Source organism: Clostridium gallinarum (genome assembly GCF_014836325.1).
Lineage (GTDB): Bacteria > Bacillota > Clostridia > Clostridiales > Clostridiaceae > Clostridium > Clostridium gallinarum.
Genome location: NZ_JACSQZ010000065.1, coordinates 1 through 16,691 on the forward strand (window position 1 = coordinate 1; position 16,691 = coordinate 16,691).

Consider the following 16,691-nt stretch of genomic DNA (forward strand, 5'->3'; position numbering starts at 1 on the left):
TAAGTATACCCTTATTTAATAAAAGAATTTTTTAAAAAAGTATTGACTTTTTATAACTGGTCTATACATTAAAAAAGTGTTAAAGTAACATATCCATGTTCCGTCGCAAATTCCAAGTCACCTCGCTATGATATTTTAACACTTCCAAACTGAAGGATGGAAATTATAAAACTGTTATTCACAGGGTAGCAGCTTTATAATTTCACTAAATAATAAAAAAACGGTATATACTGTATTAATACAATATATACCGTTTATAATATTAGCCTACCACTTTCCGTTAGCGATATGTCCTGCTAATTCTGCTTTACATCTTTGCTTGATAACCCAAGCTTCATTTTTAGCTTTTTCAAATCCATTTACACACTTTGGATCAAGGTTTATTTCTATACCTTCTTTAGCAAGTTCAGCAATTCTACCTGCTAATACAATCATTTCTGCATGTATACTATTAGTTCTGTCTGAAGCATATATTTTTTCAGCATCTTCGCTGCTAAGTTCTACAAATTTTTCTTTTCCTAAATTACACTTAGGGCAAACTTCTGGTGCCTCTAATCCTTCGTGTACATATCCACATATACTACATTTAAATAATTTCTTCATAATTAACTCTCCCTTTTATATATAAAATTTATTTTTTTCTTTATTTTCTGTATTTTCTATATTTATATAATACATCATCAAATTGGCATTGTCAACTAATAATAATTATTATTTATTAATAAGCTATATAAATAAGCCTCTTACATAAGAGGCTTATAAAATTAATTATTCTCTTTCATATGATACTATTTCTCCAGTATTAGCATCTATATTATATTCATATTCTATATTATTATTATAGAACTTCACTTCATATTTTTGTATTCCATCGTCAAAATCTAACTCTACTTTTGCAAATACAACTTCATTAGCAGTCAAATTTGCATGTTTTAAAGCTATTTCCTTTGCTTGTTCTGTAGATACGTTAACTGTTCTATCTACATTTTGATCTCTATTTATATTATAATTTTCTACATCGTAATCATATTTTATTATTTGCCCATTAGATGCGTTTATTTCATAATCATATTCAGTATTTTCATAATAAAACTCTATATCATACTTATCTATTCCATTATCGAATTCATTTTTTGCTTTAATAAATGATACCTTATCACTTGTTAAATTTGCATGTGTTAGAGCTATGTTCTTAGCTTCTTCTATAGAAATTTTAGAGGTTTCATTTGAAGTTTGACTATTATTTGTATTTCCATTTTGAATTTGATTATTATTTGAATTTTCATTTTGAACTTCATTATTACTATTTGAATTTTCATTCAAAATTTCATCATTGCTTATATTTTCATTTTTCGTTGTATTACTACTTGGTATATTTAATTCACTACATCCTATTAAACTCATACTGCTAATTATTATGGTCATTGCTACTATTATTCTCTTCATTTTATCTACCTCCTACATAAATATTAACTTTATACTAAAGATTAAAATATACAGATATTGTTGTATATCTATTTAATTCACTATCTATTTTAATTTTAGCTTTATATTTATTTACTATTCTATTTGCAATAGATAAACCTATTCCGAAGGAATTATTATTTACTCTAGATTTATCAACCTTATAAAATCTTTTCATAACATTATTAATTTCATCTTTAGGTATTCCAATTCCATTATCCTTAACTTCTAATTTTATTTGCTCTTCTTCTTTTAATAATGTTATTTTAATTTCTATACTTTCTTTATTATTATATTTAATAGAGTTATCAATAAATATTATTAATAATTGTTTTAAATCATCAGCTTTAACTTTAATTTTTATATTATCTTCAATATTAACTATGTATTTTACCTTATCATTTAATATCCTATACTCATAAATTAATTCATTAATTATATCTTTAGGATTAATTTTATCTAACTCATTTAAATCTATATTTTCATTTTCTGCCTTAGACAAAATCAACATATCATTTACTATTTTCTTTAATCTTTCTACTTCATTTAAGCATATATCTAAGGATTTTTCTAAACGCACCTTATCATTTTTCCCCCATCTTTTAAGCATACTTAAGTGTCCCTGAAGTGCTGTTAATGGTGTCTTTAATTCATGCGATGCATCTGATACAAATCTACTTTGCTCTTCAAAGGCATCTTGTACTTCATCCATCATAGAATTAAAAACAATATTTACTTTATCAATTTCATCATTTGCTTCTGAAATCTCAGCTCTTTTATCAATTCCATTTTCTTTTATTTCATTCATAGTCTTAGTAAGTTTTTTTAATCTATCTACAAAACTTTTTGATACATATATTGCCCCTACCCCACTTAAAATAAGACCTAATACTAATGTTATTATAAAAATGGGAAGAGAATTTTCAGTAAATTCCTTAAATATATCATTTTCTCTAACTACTTGTATTATATAATTAGAATCTGATATCTTTATATCTGCTGATATGATCATATATATATCAAAATCTAGAATCTTAGTTTCTATTTTTATATCATTATCTATATACCTATAATTAATATCTTCCCAAATATCCGATTTAGATTGATAATATACTTTATCTTTTGAGTATATTCTTATCTCTTCATCTACTTCTCCACTATTTAAAGTTTTTAAATGATCTCTAAATCCTTCTTCAGAAATTTCTGTACTAATATTATTTGATAAACTAACGATTTCTCTGTATCTATCTTTTAATAAATCCTTCTCATATTCATCTGTAAATATCCAAAATGTTATTATTTGACCAAATGTGTATATTGCTAAAATAATAATAATAACAAAAAAGGATTTAGTTATTATTTCTCTAAGTATTGGTACCTTCTTCTTTTTCATTATTAACTCCTCATAATATAGCCAACTGATCTTATCGTTTGAATATATTCTTCCTTATTATCAGGATTTAATTTGGTTCTTAAATACCTAATATAAACATCTATAACATTGGTCTCTGTATCAAATTCATATCCCCATATTCTGTCCAATATTTCATCTCTTGTAATTACTCTATCTTTATTTTCTATAAGCATAATTAAAAGTTCATATTCTTTATTTGTTAAGTTTATTTCCTCATTATTTTTCTTAACAGTTCTTGAATTTTTATCTATTATTATATCCTTAAATTTAACTAAATAGTTATTAAAGTTATGTTGCCTTCTCATAACAACTTCAATACGAGCCAACAATTCTTCTATTGCAAAAGGCTTAGCAATATAATCATCGGCTCCAATTTGAAGTCCATTAACCTTATCCATTACACTATCTTTAGCACTAAGCATTATTACTGGAGTATTAATTTGTTTTTTTAATCTTCTACATATTTCAAATCCATTCATTGATGGAAGCATAATATCTAAAATTATCAAATCATAGTTACCTTTTAAAGCTTCTTTTAAACCTTCTCTTCCATCATCCTTTATACAAACACTATATCCCTCATACTCTAATTCTAACTTTACAAACTCAGAAATATTTATTTCATCTTCTACTATTAATATGCTCTTCATAGTAACTACACCTCATATTCATATAATATTAATATATAATTATAACAAATTTATAATTCATATTATACTAACCAATATATTAAATAATTAATCTAAATCTGTAATAACTCCTAAGTTTGAATCCACAGTAACTTCTCTCAAAATATTATTATTATCCTTTATTTTAAATTCATATTCAAAGCTAAGACTTTCTACTTCTAACTTTTTATTAACTTTTAGTATATCTCCATTAACAGACTTAAGAGCTATTTCTTTAGCTTCTTCAATAGTATAATTAATATTTTTCTTAGCTGTACTATAAATAAATAATCCTGATAATGTAACTAACATAAATCCAGATACACATATTATAGATATACTTTTTATTATGGTTTTCTTATTCTTAAATATTATTTTTTTTATTTCTTCTAACTTACTTATCATTATAAAATCACTCCTTACCGTTATTGCTAATTTAATTAAAGTATAAAACATAAAAATTTTCTTTTCATGATAATAAAATAAAAGTTAGATTAAAAATTTTTAATCTAACTTTTAAATATATAAAAAAGAGGCTATCGCCAGTAGATTTTATCTGCTAGTACGATAGCTTCTTTATTAAATCATATAATTAAATTAGAATTGCCATCCATTAAATTTAAATGTAGTATCACATACATTCTCTGGATCATATTCTTCAAGAATTTTTGCATAACGCTCTTTGTAGTCATTATCTATTTTAGCTTGAGGTATTACCTTACTAGCTTCATTTAAGAAGTGGAATGAGTCTCTTCCCATTTCTTGACCACGTTGAGTGTGTTTATCAAGTGCGTAATCTGGAATCTCAGGGAACTTACCCATTGCAAAACTCTTTATGCATATGTTCTTTAATAAATCAGATGATCTATCTTTTTCACATTGGCATAAGTAACGTATTGCATGAATAAAATACATTGGACGATCTCCATCTGCATAATCAAAATTCTTACGCATTTCAAATAAATTATTTACTATTACTGCTGCCATAGGATTTCCCATTCCTATATCTTCAACAGATATAGTAAGTAATCTTCTCCACATCTTCTCTTCAAGCTCTGGAGATGTTATGTACATTTCATAAGCAAACTTACAGGCTTGCTCTTCTAATCCTCTTCTAATTGATTTTTGAAGTGCTGATATTACTTCATCACCTGCATAACCATTTCTTGTTGTTATTCTTGACCATGGGTCATACATTTTTTTTACCATTCGAAATCCTCCTCTTCTTTAGCTTCTTCTATTTCCTTTTGTACTGCTACCTTTTCATATGCTTTAAAGAATGGATAGTATATAACTACGCTTAAGCCTACACATAAGAACATAAATATTACGTTTCTTATATCCATACCTGACATCCATCCTTGAATAAAGAAAGGTATGAAAGATGGGTCAGCTATATATCCTGGAGTTATTAATCCAAAAACTTGAGCATAGTAACCTAGCACTACGCAAATTGATGGAATGAATATGTATGGTATAGCCATTATTGGATTATATGCCATTGGAACTCCAAAAACTATCGGTTCGTTTATTGAGCATAATCCTGGTACTAATGAAATACGAGCTAAAGATTTTAATTTTGCTGATTTTGATCTCCACATTAATAAAATTAGACCAATTGTTCCACCTGATCCACCAATCATAGCATAACGGAATAATTGAAGATTCATAGGATTTGTAGGTTCTAACCCCTTTGCTACCATTTCTGCATTAGCACCTGTACCTGAAAGTCCAATCATGAATACTATTGAGAATATAACTGATGTACCATTTATTCCAAGGAACCATAATATATTTGAGAACATTATTATTCCTGCAAATACCCAAATATTATTTCCTACTTCAATAGCAGGTGTAAGTAAGCTCATTACTGCATCTGGGAATGATTTTCCTAATGTAGAAATAAGTATTAAATTTATTCCATATATAATTACAATATTTATAAGTAGTGGTAATAATGAATTAACAAAAGTTGCAACCATGCTTGGTACTGAAGCAGGGAATTTTACCTTTATTCCTAGCTTATCTACCATACGAGTGATTTCTACACATGCAAAACTTAAAATTAATGCTACAAACAGTCCATCACTTGATAAATACTGAGATGTAATAGCTGCTATAGTTGCATTATCACCAACCGGTACTTGAACTGTTCTTGAACATACTAATAAGAATACTGACATTGTCATTATTCCTGAAACTGCTGCATTCATCTTGTAAGTTTTTGCTAAGCAATAAGATACAGAGAATGATGTCATAAGCCCAAGCATTCCAAAGGTCATGTTATATGGAGCTAAAATAGTATCACTATTTGCTATAGCCCATTGCTTCCAATTAATTAGAAATCTTATAAACACATTTGATGTTGACATATCTACAGTTTCAATATTTATAGGTGGATTATTTATCATCATAAATATTGAACCAATAACAAGTAGAGGCAATGTCATCATCATACCATTAGCTAAAGATTGTAAATGACGTTGGTTTCCTAGCTTTGCACCTATGGGTGATAAATACTTTTCTAGAAAATTTGTAAGTGCCTTCATATCAATTTCCCCTTTATATTAAATTATTTAATATTTACCTGCTGCTCTCATAAGCTTTACAGCAGATTTTAGAACATTTTCACCATTCATCATTCCATAATCACCAGAATCAATTACTTGTATAGGAATTCCCTTGTTTCCAAATTCACTCATTGTTTGATCAAATAAGTATTTTACTTGTGGTCCTAAAAGTATACAATCTGGATTAAATGTTGATATTATTTCTCCTAATTTATCATACGGAAAAGCCTTTACCTCAATATCTAATGAACGCTTATCAGCAACTTGTTGCATATTAGCTGCTAACATACTTGTAGACATTCCTGCACTACAAAATAAATAAACTCTTTTCATTTTTGTTTTCTCCCTTCATACTTTTATATATTTTTTTATTATCTTTTTTCTAAAGCTATAATGCGTTTATAACTTTCAATTAGTTCTTCAGCAAGTATTTTACAAGTTTCAGTAGACATCATTTGATCTTCTGCATGTAATAATAATAGATTAAGAGTTATTCCCTCTCCACTTGTTTCACTTTGAATTAACTCTGCATGCGCTTTATGTGCTTGCATAAATAAATTCTTACCTTCTTCTATGCAAAAATTTGCTTTTTCAAAGTTGCCCTTTTTAGCTTCTTGAATCGCCTCAATATAGCTACTTTTTGCCATTCCTACAGACGAAATAATTTGAAAACTTACTAATTCTAACTTTTCCATAATCTCTCCTCCTAGCTGTTAATTATAGTATATACCTCAGTAAACCTTGATTCCTTTAAATTGACTTCCTAATAATTAGGAAGCATTTTAATTTATACTTATAAACTTAAAAATAGAAATTATAAAAAGCCTTATAGTCTATACAAAGAACTATAAGGCCTTTTATATTATTTTAAAATATTCTCTATAAAGTCATCATAATTTTTCATTTCTAATATACTTGCAAATTTACTTGAATTTGATATTATACTGCTTAACCAATCAAAAAATATTCTAAGTAATTCACGATCTTCTTCTTTTATTGCTAATAAAATTACAAATCTAACATCAAACTCTCCCCACTTTATAGGATTTTCAAGAATAGCAATACTTATAGCAGATTTTTTAGTGGCTCCTGAACTTATGCTATGTGGAACTGAAAAACCATATATAAATGATGTAGAAGAAATATGTTCTCTTTTAAGCACACTTTCCTTAAACTCATCTGTAACATATCTCTTATGGTACAAATCATCGCACATTTGCGAAATTATTTCTGTAGGATTTTCTCCTTTAATGCTAGTATAAAAGAATTCCTTTTTTATAAGCTTCATTATAAGTAATTCAAAAGCTTCTTTATATCTTATTTCATCCAGCCTATTTAATGCTTGAAATATATTACTTTCATCTTTCTGATTCATAAATAGGGATATTTCTATAGTCAAAATATTAAGACTATGCTCTAATGGTAATGTTGTTAAAATTATTTCTGGATTTAAATCTTCTATTTCTGACTCTTCAAAGAAGTTTATACACTTTATAATTTCTATTCTATCACTAAACCTATTCATTATTTTTTGAAGGAATAAATCAGATAAAGTTTGATTATATGGATAAATCATAACTACTCTATATTTACGTTTTAGATTTGCTCTTTCATATGCTGCCCCTAAATGAAGCGCAATGAAGGAAATTTCATTCTCTTTTATCCTTATATGTATTCTTTCCTCTAATATTTTACATACTCTTATTCCCATCTCAAATATAAGGGGATATTTACGTTTTATCTCTTGAAGATAAATATTATCAATTTCTATATCATATAGATGTCTTTCTAAAAGAGATATTATATGCATTTCAAAACCAACTTTAAATTCATTATCATCACTAAAATCTATACCAAAAGTAGTTTTTATATCTTCTATAATATTAAAAACTAAACTTGAGGGTGAACAATTTAAATTTTCTTTTACTATTTCATTAGAATAGCTTGTTCCTTTTTTACCTAAAAGAAGTAATGCAAATAGGATAATTTCATCTTGAATAACTTTTATATTTATTTCTGATGCTACCTTATTAAAAAATTTTTTAGAAATTTTATATTCAATACTATTTTTTAAATCTTTACTCCCTCTATCAGTTTTTATAAAATTATATTTTAACATCCTATCTATTGTTACACCTATATGAAGCATTAACCTTGGAAGTGCAAGTTCTCTTACATGATAATGATGTTCTTTTAAAGTTTCTTCTAATATTGTTTTAACTCTTATTAAATCAAATTCCTTAAATAGTGATGCAATTTTATTCAAATTCAAAAAATTTCCATTAGTCTCATTGGTTAATAAGTTTTTATATAAACTTCTCTTTTCATCTTCATTTCCTATAAGTTCAATATAATTACTTCTTCTTATAATTTTAAGACTAGGATATTTAGCTAAGACTCTTCTAATTTTCTTTATATCATTATCTAACGACGCTTCTGATATAAAAATTTTTTCTTGTAGTAATACAAGATTTATTTTACCTTTTCCAAACAATAACTCTTGAATTATATACGCACATCTTTCCTCTGATGTTTGAGGAATAATATCGCTACTTGATATATTTAAACGCTGTGTCTTATATTCATCAATTTTATATCCATACCTTACATTAGATATTATTAATAAATCTTTATAAAAATCATTAATTTTTGCAATATCATTTCGAATTGTTCTATCAGATACACCAAATAACTTAGCTAATTCTTTTCCCATAATCCAACTCTTATCTTCATTCATGAGCATTATAATTTTTTTTTGCCTTTTATTTAGCATATAAAATCCTCTCTTTAGTATATCTAAATTTATATTTAACTTATTAAAACTATACACTTTTTTATTTTTATTATATATAATTTTAATTATTTAAGAATTATATGTCTACTAATTTATAATATTATTCTATAATATCGTATACTTTTTCTTTATAGCTGTTATATTATAAATTTATTTATAAGTAATAAGAGTTAGATTGTTAAGTTCAATCTAACTCTTATTATTCATTTATCTTAATATATTAATTAAATAATTACTTCCATTGTGTAACTTTATTAATTGGAAGACGAACTGATGTATGTCCATCCTCAGCTGCTTTCCCAATTGATATAAGCATAACTGGTACATAACGTTCCTTATCTAATCCTAATGCTTCTGCAATTTTATCTTTCTCAAATCCACCCATTGGACATGTATCATATCCATATGCACGTGCTACAAGAATTAATTGCATAGCTACAATACCTCCATCAATTAGCACAGTTTCTCTATTTACTTGCGGATCTAAAGTTTTAAAATAATTTGTAAGAGCGCTAATTTGTCTTTCCTTTACTTCTAAAGGCATGTGTCCAAGTTCTACTGCTTTACTATATATTTCTTCTCCATTTTCAAAGTTATTAAGATCTCCAAATATAGCTATTACTGCTGAAGCTGTTTCAACTTGAGCTTGATTAAACTTTGCAAGTGGTGCAAGTGTTGCTTTTCCTTCTTCACTTTCAATTACAATAAAACGCCATGGTTGCATATTAACTGAAGAAGGTGCAAGTGTTGCTTCTTCAAGAATTTTAGACATAACTTCCTTACTTATTTTTATATCCTTATCATAACTTCTAATTGAACGACGTCCTTTTATTATTTCTTTAAAATCATTTGTTTCTTGTATATCTATCATTTATAACCTCTCCCTTATAGCTTATACTTTTTATTAGTTAAATATCTTTTAAAGTATTACTATTAAATTTCTTATTTATTTTATATACTTATTAATATTTTTATTACAATACCATATTTTCTTCTATCCACTCTTGTAACATTTGAAGCTTTTGTGGAAAATCTCTTTTAGTTTTTTCATATAAAGATTCTATGGTTTCACGTTTTAATACTGATTTCCAAGATGATTCAGCTTCTTCCATTAAATTTGTTAATAGACAGCATGTATGACTATCTTCTGATAACTCAAACATATCACTTAGAACCCCCATTGAAGAATAAAGAGATTGTTGTCCTTCTATGGCCATGTATATATCATAAACCCTAATCTCCTCAGGCTTTTTTCTTAATTTAAATCCACCTTTTACTCCTGGAACAGAAGTAATTAAATCTGCACTAACTAATTTTCTTAATAATTTTTGAAAATAAGTTGAAGAAGCTCCTAACTGATTACTAATTGCTTCTCCTGGCAATACAGCTTTATCCGGTAACATATTTAATATAAGAATTGCATATACCGATTGTTCAACTCCAGTTTTCATTTTCATTATAAGCACCACCTATTTATAATTTTAATCTATACTGGATAATCAGGATAATCATTATCCACTTTAAGCTATCATATATAGACTCAAAAGTCAAATTTAGAGTTATTTTTGCCTATAAAATAACTCTAAAACAACCCATTTTTAATTAACGTATATTTTCTAAACCTTTTCGTCTTCTTTTAACTTCATACATTGACTTATCTGCCTTCTCAATTAAAACCTCAATATCAATACCATCTTCCTTAAAATGAGCATATCCTATACTAGCCTTAAGATTTATTTTAATCCCTTCAAATTCAAATGGTCTTGTAATTTCATAATCTATACGCTTAATTAATGATGGAATATCATTTCTATCAACTACCTTTGTAATTATAATTCCAAACTCATCTCCCCCCAATCTAGAAACTGTATCTAACTTATCTACAGTCATTTTAATTCTAGAAGCAATTTCTTTAATTGCTGCATCTCCTGCTCTATGCCCATAATTATCATTAATTTCTTTTAATCCATCCATATCAAGAGAAATTATTCCGAATTCTTCATTTTTTCTTAAGGCTTTTGATAATTTTTGTCTCAAACGATCATAAAATAAAGATCTATTAGATATTCCAGTAAGACTATCATGAGTTGCTTTATAAAATAATTCACTATTATCATTTTTCATTGCATTAAACATCTCTGCTGCAATTAAACCTGACATAAGTTCTAATATTTTAATATCTTCTTCATCAAAATGATTTACTTTTCCAGATAAAACCTTTAATACTCCAACTACTGTATTATTATAAATTAAAGGTAATACAATCATAGACCTAATTCCAATTTTCCTACATGCATTTTTATTAACTCTATCATCAAGTTCAATATCATTACTAATTAACGGTATTCTCATACTTATACATTCACCAGAAAGACTATTATCTATATCTAAACGTAATCCCAAAAACTTTTCAGCGGTTCCTGAAACAGCACTATATACTAATTCTTTCCTCTCAATTAATTCTACTGAAGCACCATCTGAATTAGTAATTAATTGAGTTCTCTGTACAACTATATCCATAATATTTGCCATATCCATTCCCTGTTGAGCTACTTCAGTTTGTAATTTAATAACTTCAAGCAGCTTATCTTTATCAATATCATTTTGATTCAAAACATTCACCTATCCTTTTTCTATACTATACCCATTATATTAAATGCTTTTATCCCTTTATGGATATGAATACATTACTCTTCATTAAGCTTTATTATTCATTAATACTCAAAGTCCTTTTAATTTGTTAGTATATAAATTTATTAAGTTTTATTTTATTAGTACAAAAAAACGGAACTATTTAAATTCCGTTTTTTTAATTATATTTTTCTAAAATATTTCCCAGGAATAAAATCATATCATAGCTATATCTTATTTATTAATAGGAAGAGTAATAATAAACTCGCTTCCCTTTCCAATTTCGCTAGCTACCTTAATATCCCCCATATGAAGATTTATTAAGTTCTTCGTTAATGTTAGTCCTAATCCGCTTCCTCCAAATTCTTCTGAAGAGCTATTATAAACTTGTCCGAATCTATCAAAAATGCTATCATGATATTTTACATCAATTCCTACACCAGTATCTTTAACACTTATCTTAACTTTGTCTTCAAAATTGCTAACAGTAACAGTTATTTTCCCTTTAGACTCTGTAAACTTTATTGCATTTCCTATTAAGTTTACTATACATCTTTCTATATCTAGTCTATCACAACTTATAATTAATTCTTCTATTTCTGGATCTATTATAAGGTCTATTCCCTTTGCTCTTGCAAGCTCTACCATTGATAAGGCAGTATCTTCTACAAGATTTACTATATCAACTTTTTCTTTGTTTAATTTATATGTCCCTGATTCTATTTTTGAAGTATCAATAATATTATTTATTAGATTTAAAAGACGTTTGGAATTTCCACCTAAGGTATTCATATACCCTTCCATTTTATTATTATCTATATGATTTCCTGACTTAATTAAAGATTTTATTAATTGCTCTATAGACAAAATAACATTTAATGGCGTTCTAAGCTCATGAGATAAATTAACAAAATAATTATTTTTATATTTTTCTGCTTGAATAAGTCTTTTATATAAAATTTCATTTTCATTTAGCTTAACATTTAACTCATAAGTTTTCTTTTTAACTAATGAATTCAATATATTCATTTGATTATAAAAATAATATATTCCTATTATTAATATAAATATATATGTACAATATGCAATTGGAGTTTTGAAAATTGAATTTTTTACTTTTATATTTAAGGTTGATATATCAGACCAAACCCCATTATAATTTCTTCCCTTTATAAGTAATTTATATTTTCCTGGTGGAATACTTGCATATCTTGCATAGTTTTCACTACCTGAAAATACCCAATCATTATCCATCCCTTCTAATTTATAAGCATACTGCATTTGATTTATATTTTTATATTCTGGTATAAAAAACTTTAAATATAGTTCTCTTGAATCATATTCTAAAACAATATTATCGCTTCTATTAACTTCAATTCCCCCACTTGTTTTTATACTATCTATTATTATATCGCTTGTCTCCATTCTTAATTGAATATTTAGGGGATTAAGCTTTGTTAATCCATTTACTCCACCAAAGTAAATTTCACCTTTTTTATTTTTATGATATGAAAAACCATTAAATTCATTACTTCCAAGCCCATCTGCCTCATAATATCTTATGAATTTATCATTAGCTTGATCATACATAGATACACCATAATTAGTGCTAGTCCAAACATTATCATTATCATCTATAAGAACTCCATAAATAAAGTTATTAGATAATCCATCTTCATATGTATATACTATAAATTCATCTTTTTCTTCATTTAGCTTATTTAATCCATCTTGAGTCCCTACCCATAGATTTCCTTTGCTATCTTCTGCAATAGATCTAACAGTATTATTACTTAAGGATTTTTCATTATTCTCATCATATAAATAGTTTCTAATTTCTCCAGTTTTCCTATTATACTTTACTAATCCTCCATCATTTCCAAGTCCAAACCACATTATTCCCTTAGCATCTTCATAAATAGCACTAATAGTTTTTTCATAAATTCCATTTTCCTCTAATAACTTATTATATGAAATAAAATTTTCTTTTCTATCAAAGGTTGATATTCCTCCTCTAGTTCCTATCCATAATAGTCCATCTTTATCTATATGTAATACTCTTATCTCGCTATTTACTATACTATTTTCATCTTCTGAATTTTTATATACAGTAAAGCTTTCTGTACTCGTATCATACTTATTTAATCCATTATCTGTAGCTATCCATATTTCATTTCCTATTCCTGTTATATCCTTTATTCTATTGCTACTTAATGAATTTTTATTATTGGTATCACTATAAAATCTAGTTATCTCTCCATTAGATAGGTTTATTCTATTTATACCAGAATTAAAAGTTCCAACCCATACCATGCCTTCATCATCTTCATATATTCCACATACACTGCTACTACTTAATGAATTATTATCGTTTGGTTCATTTCTATACACTTTGAAATCTTTATTAATATAAAACTTACTTATTCCACCAAAGGTTCCTACCCACATTACCCCTAATCTATCTTGATATAAATTAATAACATTATTATCAAATATACTATATTTACTTGTGTTACTTGTGTAAGTATAAAAGGTTTCATCTTCTTCATCAAAAGTTGCTAATCCTTGATCTGTAGCAAGCCATATTTCCCCTTACTATAGTAAAGCGAAAATACATTATTTTCACTGATTGTATTCTCATCCTCTTCATTATGATAAAAAGCTTTCACTGTATCTTCCTCATAATTATATTTAAATAATCCATCTCTAGTAGCTACCCAAATATTCCCTTTATTATCTTCTGTAATAGCCTGAAGACCTTTATTCTCTAAATATTCTTCTGCTACCTTAATAAATTTATCATTTTTTCTATCATATAAATTAAGTCCATTTATAGTACAGACCCAAAGCCTTCCCTTTGAATCTATCATAAGTTCGTCAACAACAGTATTTGAATAAAGTTTATCCTCTTCAGAAACCAAGTACCTACTTATATTTCCAGTGTTCAAATCCATCTTATTCAAACCACCATCAGTACCTATCCATAAATTTTTCTCATTATCCTCTACTATAGAACTAATCATATTATTACTAATACTATTTTCATCATTTTTTATATTCTTATATACCTTAAATTCATTTCCATTACACCTATTTAATCCATCATTAGTTCCTATCCATATATACCCATTACTATCCTGATATATATATTCTGCTAAAGATTGAGATAATGCATCATCTATAGTTAAATTCTGAAAATTAATATTATCATTACTTATAGCAAAAGCACCATAACTAAACATCCATACAAACATAATTAAAAATACTATACTCTTTTTTATAACTCTTTTCATATTTCACCTTACTTCAAATTCCTCATTAGCATATTATAACAAATTTGTTCAAAATAATCATTATGTAATCTCATAAAAAAAGTTCCTATGCATATTTTTATACATAGGAACTTTTTATTAATTATTTTAAATATTTATCTATAAATTCTTGTTCTTCTATAGGTTTAGAGAAATAATATCCTTGAATTTCATTACAATATTCCTTTAAGAAATTGTATTGTCCTTCAGTCTCTACCCCTTCAGCTATTATCTTATAATTAAAGGTTTGGGCAATTTGAATAATATGTTTCAGCATATCTTTTCCACTATCACTCTCATCAACAATAAAACTTCTATCTATCTTTACATAATCTGCCCTTATGTTTTTTAACATAGATAATGAAGAATACCCAATTCCAAAGTCATCTATTAATACTTTAAATCCAGCGCTCTTAATTAACTCAACTATATTACTTCTTACATTATCATAGGAATATGTATCTCCTTCTGTAATTTCTAATTGTACATACTTTTTTTCTGTTCCAATACTTTCAATTATTTTTAAGTATTCATATAAAAAGTTCTGATCTTTTAACTTTTCTCTTGAAATATTTAATGAAATAGGTACTACATTATACCCTTTTTTAATCCATTCAGATTGTTTTTCACAAACTTCTCTAAACACATAACTATCTATAAATGTAATAAATCCTGTTTTTTCTGCAATAGGTATAAATTCTTTTGGGAACACTGTAGTATTATCCGGCCTTGTCCATCTGATTAATGCTTCGGCACCAACTACCTTTTTAGTTTTTGCATCAAATTTAGGTTGATATACTAACCTAAATTCTTTATTTATAATAGCTCTATTCATATCATCTAATATACTTTTATTATCAATTATTTCATTAAACTTTTTATATGAATTCTCTTTTGTAACAGAATATAAACTTAATATATCATCCTCTTTTTTTCTTTTAATAAATTTAAAAAATCCAAATATTAAAACAATATTAATTGTTATTACTATTGTAGATATTAAACTTAAATCTCCTATCTTATCTACATTAGCATCTATAACTGATTCTGGTATTATGGTACATAAATATAAATCTTTATATCCAATAGGTGAATAAGCCATCCATTTTATTTCTGACGAACCTTTATACTTAATAATACCGCTTCTTTTATTAATCATATCTATTTTTATTTTATCAATAAGCTCTTTATTCTCTTCTGAATAAGATACTATTATATCTAAAATATTATCTAATTTAATTATGGAACTATCCTTAGTTGAATAAAAAATACTGTTACCACTACTATCAGTAATATATGAATACCCTAATTCTGTATAAACAGGTATTTGTAAATCTTGATTTTTAGATTTATCTTTATGTAAATAAACGGTTGTTATGTTATGTTGCTCATAATCATCTAATGAATTTTTTATTACTAAATAATCTTCTTCATTAATAGAATATTTAAATATACTTTTCTCCTCTGATAAAATATCATATATTGTCTTTTCATCAAGTAACAATCTTTCATCATTTTCATTTAAAAATATATTATCATCATCTACTATTACTCCCATAATTTCTATAAAATTTTCTTTTCTAAAATACTTTATAAGCTCAATAATCTTTACTTCATCAATACTATTACTCTCTATAGCCCCAGATTGTAATACATTTTTAATAAAAATATCTAATTTAGTTTCAAATATAGTTTCAATTTTAACTTTTTCTAATTCAACACTTTGCTTATTTGATTTTAATAATTCTTCTTCACTATTTTTATTTATAGTAATAGTAATAAATTTATTTAAAGTGAAAAATGAGGTTAAAAATACAAAAATACAAAAAAGAATAATAA

General features: G+C 26.2%; 16 protein-coding genes and 1 pseudogene. All 17 read right to left on the bottom strand.

The genetic code is table 11. The annotated features are described in order from the left end of the window. Positions 1-267: 267 nt before the first annotated feature. Positions 268-603 (bottom strand): rubredoxin-like domain-containing protein, encoded by a 336-nt coding sequence (locus tag H9660_RS13630; protein WP_191750932.1) that lies wholly within the window; start codon positions 601-603, stop codon positions 268-270. A gap of 165 nt (positions 604-768) precedes the next feature. Further along, positions 769-1,446 (bottom strand): PepSY domain-containing protein, encoded by a 678-nt coding sequence (locus H9660_RS13635; RefSeq protein ID WP_191750933.1) that lies wholly within the window; start codon positions 1,444-1,446, stop codon positions 769-771. 34 nt (positions 1,447-1,480) lie between these two features. Next, positions 1,481-2,857 carry a sensor histidine kinase gene (locus H9660_RS13640; protein ID WP_191750934.1) on the bottom strand — a complete coding sequence of 459 codons (1,377 nt, stop codon included), beginning with the start codon at positions 2,855-2,857 and terminating at the stop codon, positions 1,481-1,483. 2 nt (positions 2,858-2,859) lie between these two features. Continuing rightward, positions 2,860-3,528, bottom strand: coding sequence for a response regulator transcription factor (locus H9660_RS13645; protein WP_191750935.1), 669 nt, complete (start codon positions 3,526-3,528; stop codon positions 2,860-2,862). Positions 3,529-3,615: 87 nt separating this feature from the next. Next, the gene (locus H9660_RS13650) at positions 3,616-3,951 is read right to left on the bottom strand and encodes a PepSY domain-containing protein (RefSeq protein WP_191750936.1); all 336 of its coding nucleotides are present in this window, start codon (positions 3,949-3,951) and stop codon (positions 3,616-3,618) included. A gap of 192 nt (positions 3,952-4,143) precedes the next feature. Further along, a complete protein-coding gene (locus H9660_RS13655; protein WP_191750937.1) occupies positions 4,144-4,755 on the bottom strand; it encodes an AAA family ATPase in 612 nt (203 codons plus the stop codon). Continuing rightward, positions 4,749-6,095: a PTS sugar transporter subunit IIC gene (locus H9660_RS13660; protein WP_191750938.1), complete on the bottom strand. Its 1,347-nt coding sequence runs from the start codon at positions 6,093-6,095 to the stop codon at positions 4,749-4,751. Before H9660_RS13660 ends, H9660_RS13655 begins: the two co-directional genes overlap by 7 nt. A gap of 27 nt (positions 6,096-6,122) precedes the next feature. Next, the gene (locus H9660_RS13665) at positions 6,123-6,449 is read right to left on the bottom strand and encodes a PTS sugar transporter subunit IIB (protein WP_191750939.1); all 327 of its coding nucleotides are present in this window, start codon (positions 6,447-6,449) and stop codon (positions 6,123-6,125) included. A gap of 38 nt (positions 6,450-6,487) precedes the next feature. Continuing rightward, positions 6,488-6,811 (bottom strand): PTS sugar transporter subunit IIA, encoded by a 324-nt coding sequence (locus H9660_RS13670; protein WP_191750940.1) that lies wholly within the window; start codon positions 6,809-6,811, stop codon positions 6,488-6,490. 167 nt (positions 6,812-6,978) lie between these two features. Beyond that, positions 6,979-8,889, bottom strand: a complete 1,911-nt coding sequence (locus H9660_RS13675; protein WP_191750941.1) for a BglG family transcription antiterminator — start codon at positions 8,887-8,889, stop codon at positions 6,979-6,981. Between the two features lie 253 nt (positions 8,890-9,142). Next, complete coding sequence (locus H9660_RS13680; protein WP_191750942.1) at positions 9,143-9,781, bottom strand: nitroreductase family protein; 639 nt, start codon at positions 9,779-9,781, stop codon at positions 9,143-9,145. Positions 9,782-9,884: 103 nt separating this feature from the next. Continuing rightward, entirely contained in the window at positions 9,885-10,367 is a 483-nt protein-coding gene (locus tag H9660_RS13685) for an RrF2 family transcriptional regulator (RefSeq protein ID WP_191750943.1), read from the bottom strand. 145 nt (positions 10,368-10,512) lie between these two features. After that, positions 10,513-11,523: a sensor domain-containing diguanylate cyclase gene (locus H9660_RS13690; RefSeq protein ID WP_191750944.1), complete on the bottom strand. Its 1,011-nt coding sequence runs from the start codon at positions 11,521-11,523 to the stop codon at positions 10,513-10,515. 252 nt (positions 11,524-11,775) lie between these two features. Then, positions 11,776-13,989: a sensor histidine kinase gene (locus H9660_RS13695; RefSeq protein WP_243190672.1), complete on the bottom strand. Its 2,214-nt coding sequence runs from the start codon at positions 13,987-13,989 to the stop codon at positions 11,776-11,778. 9 nt (positions 13,990-13,998) lie between these two features. After that, positions 13,999-14,127: pseudogene (locus H9660_RS16700) on the bottom strand (hypothetical protein); the annotation flags it as partial. Beyond that, the gene (locus tag H9660_RS16385) at positions 14,100-14,834 is read right to left on the bottom strand and encodes a ligand-binding sensor domain-containing protein (protein ID WP_243190673.1); all 735 of its coding nucleotides are present in this window, start codon (positions 14,832-14,834) and stop codon (positions 14,100-14,102) included. The pseudogene H9660_RS16700 and the gene H9660_RS16385, both read right to left, overlap by 28 nt. A gap of 121 nt (positions 14,835-14,955) precedes the next feature. Further along, a partial coding sequence (locus H9660_RS13700) for an EAL domain-containing protein (protein WP_191750945.1) occupies positions 14,956-16,691 on the bottom strand: 1,736 nt, incomplete at its 5' end.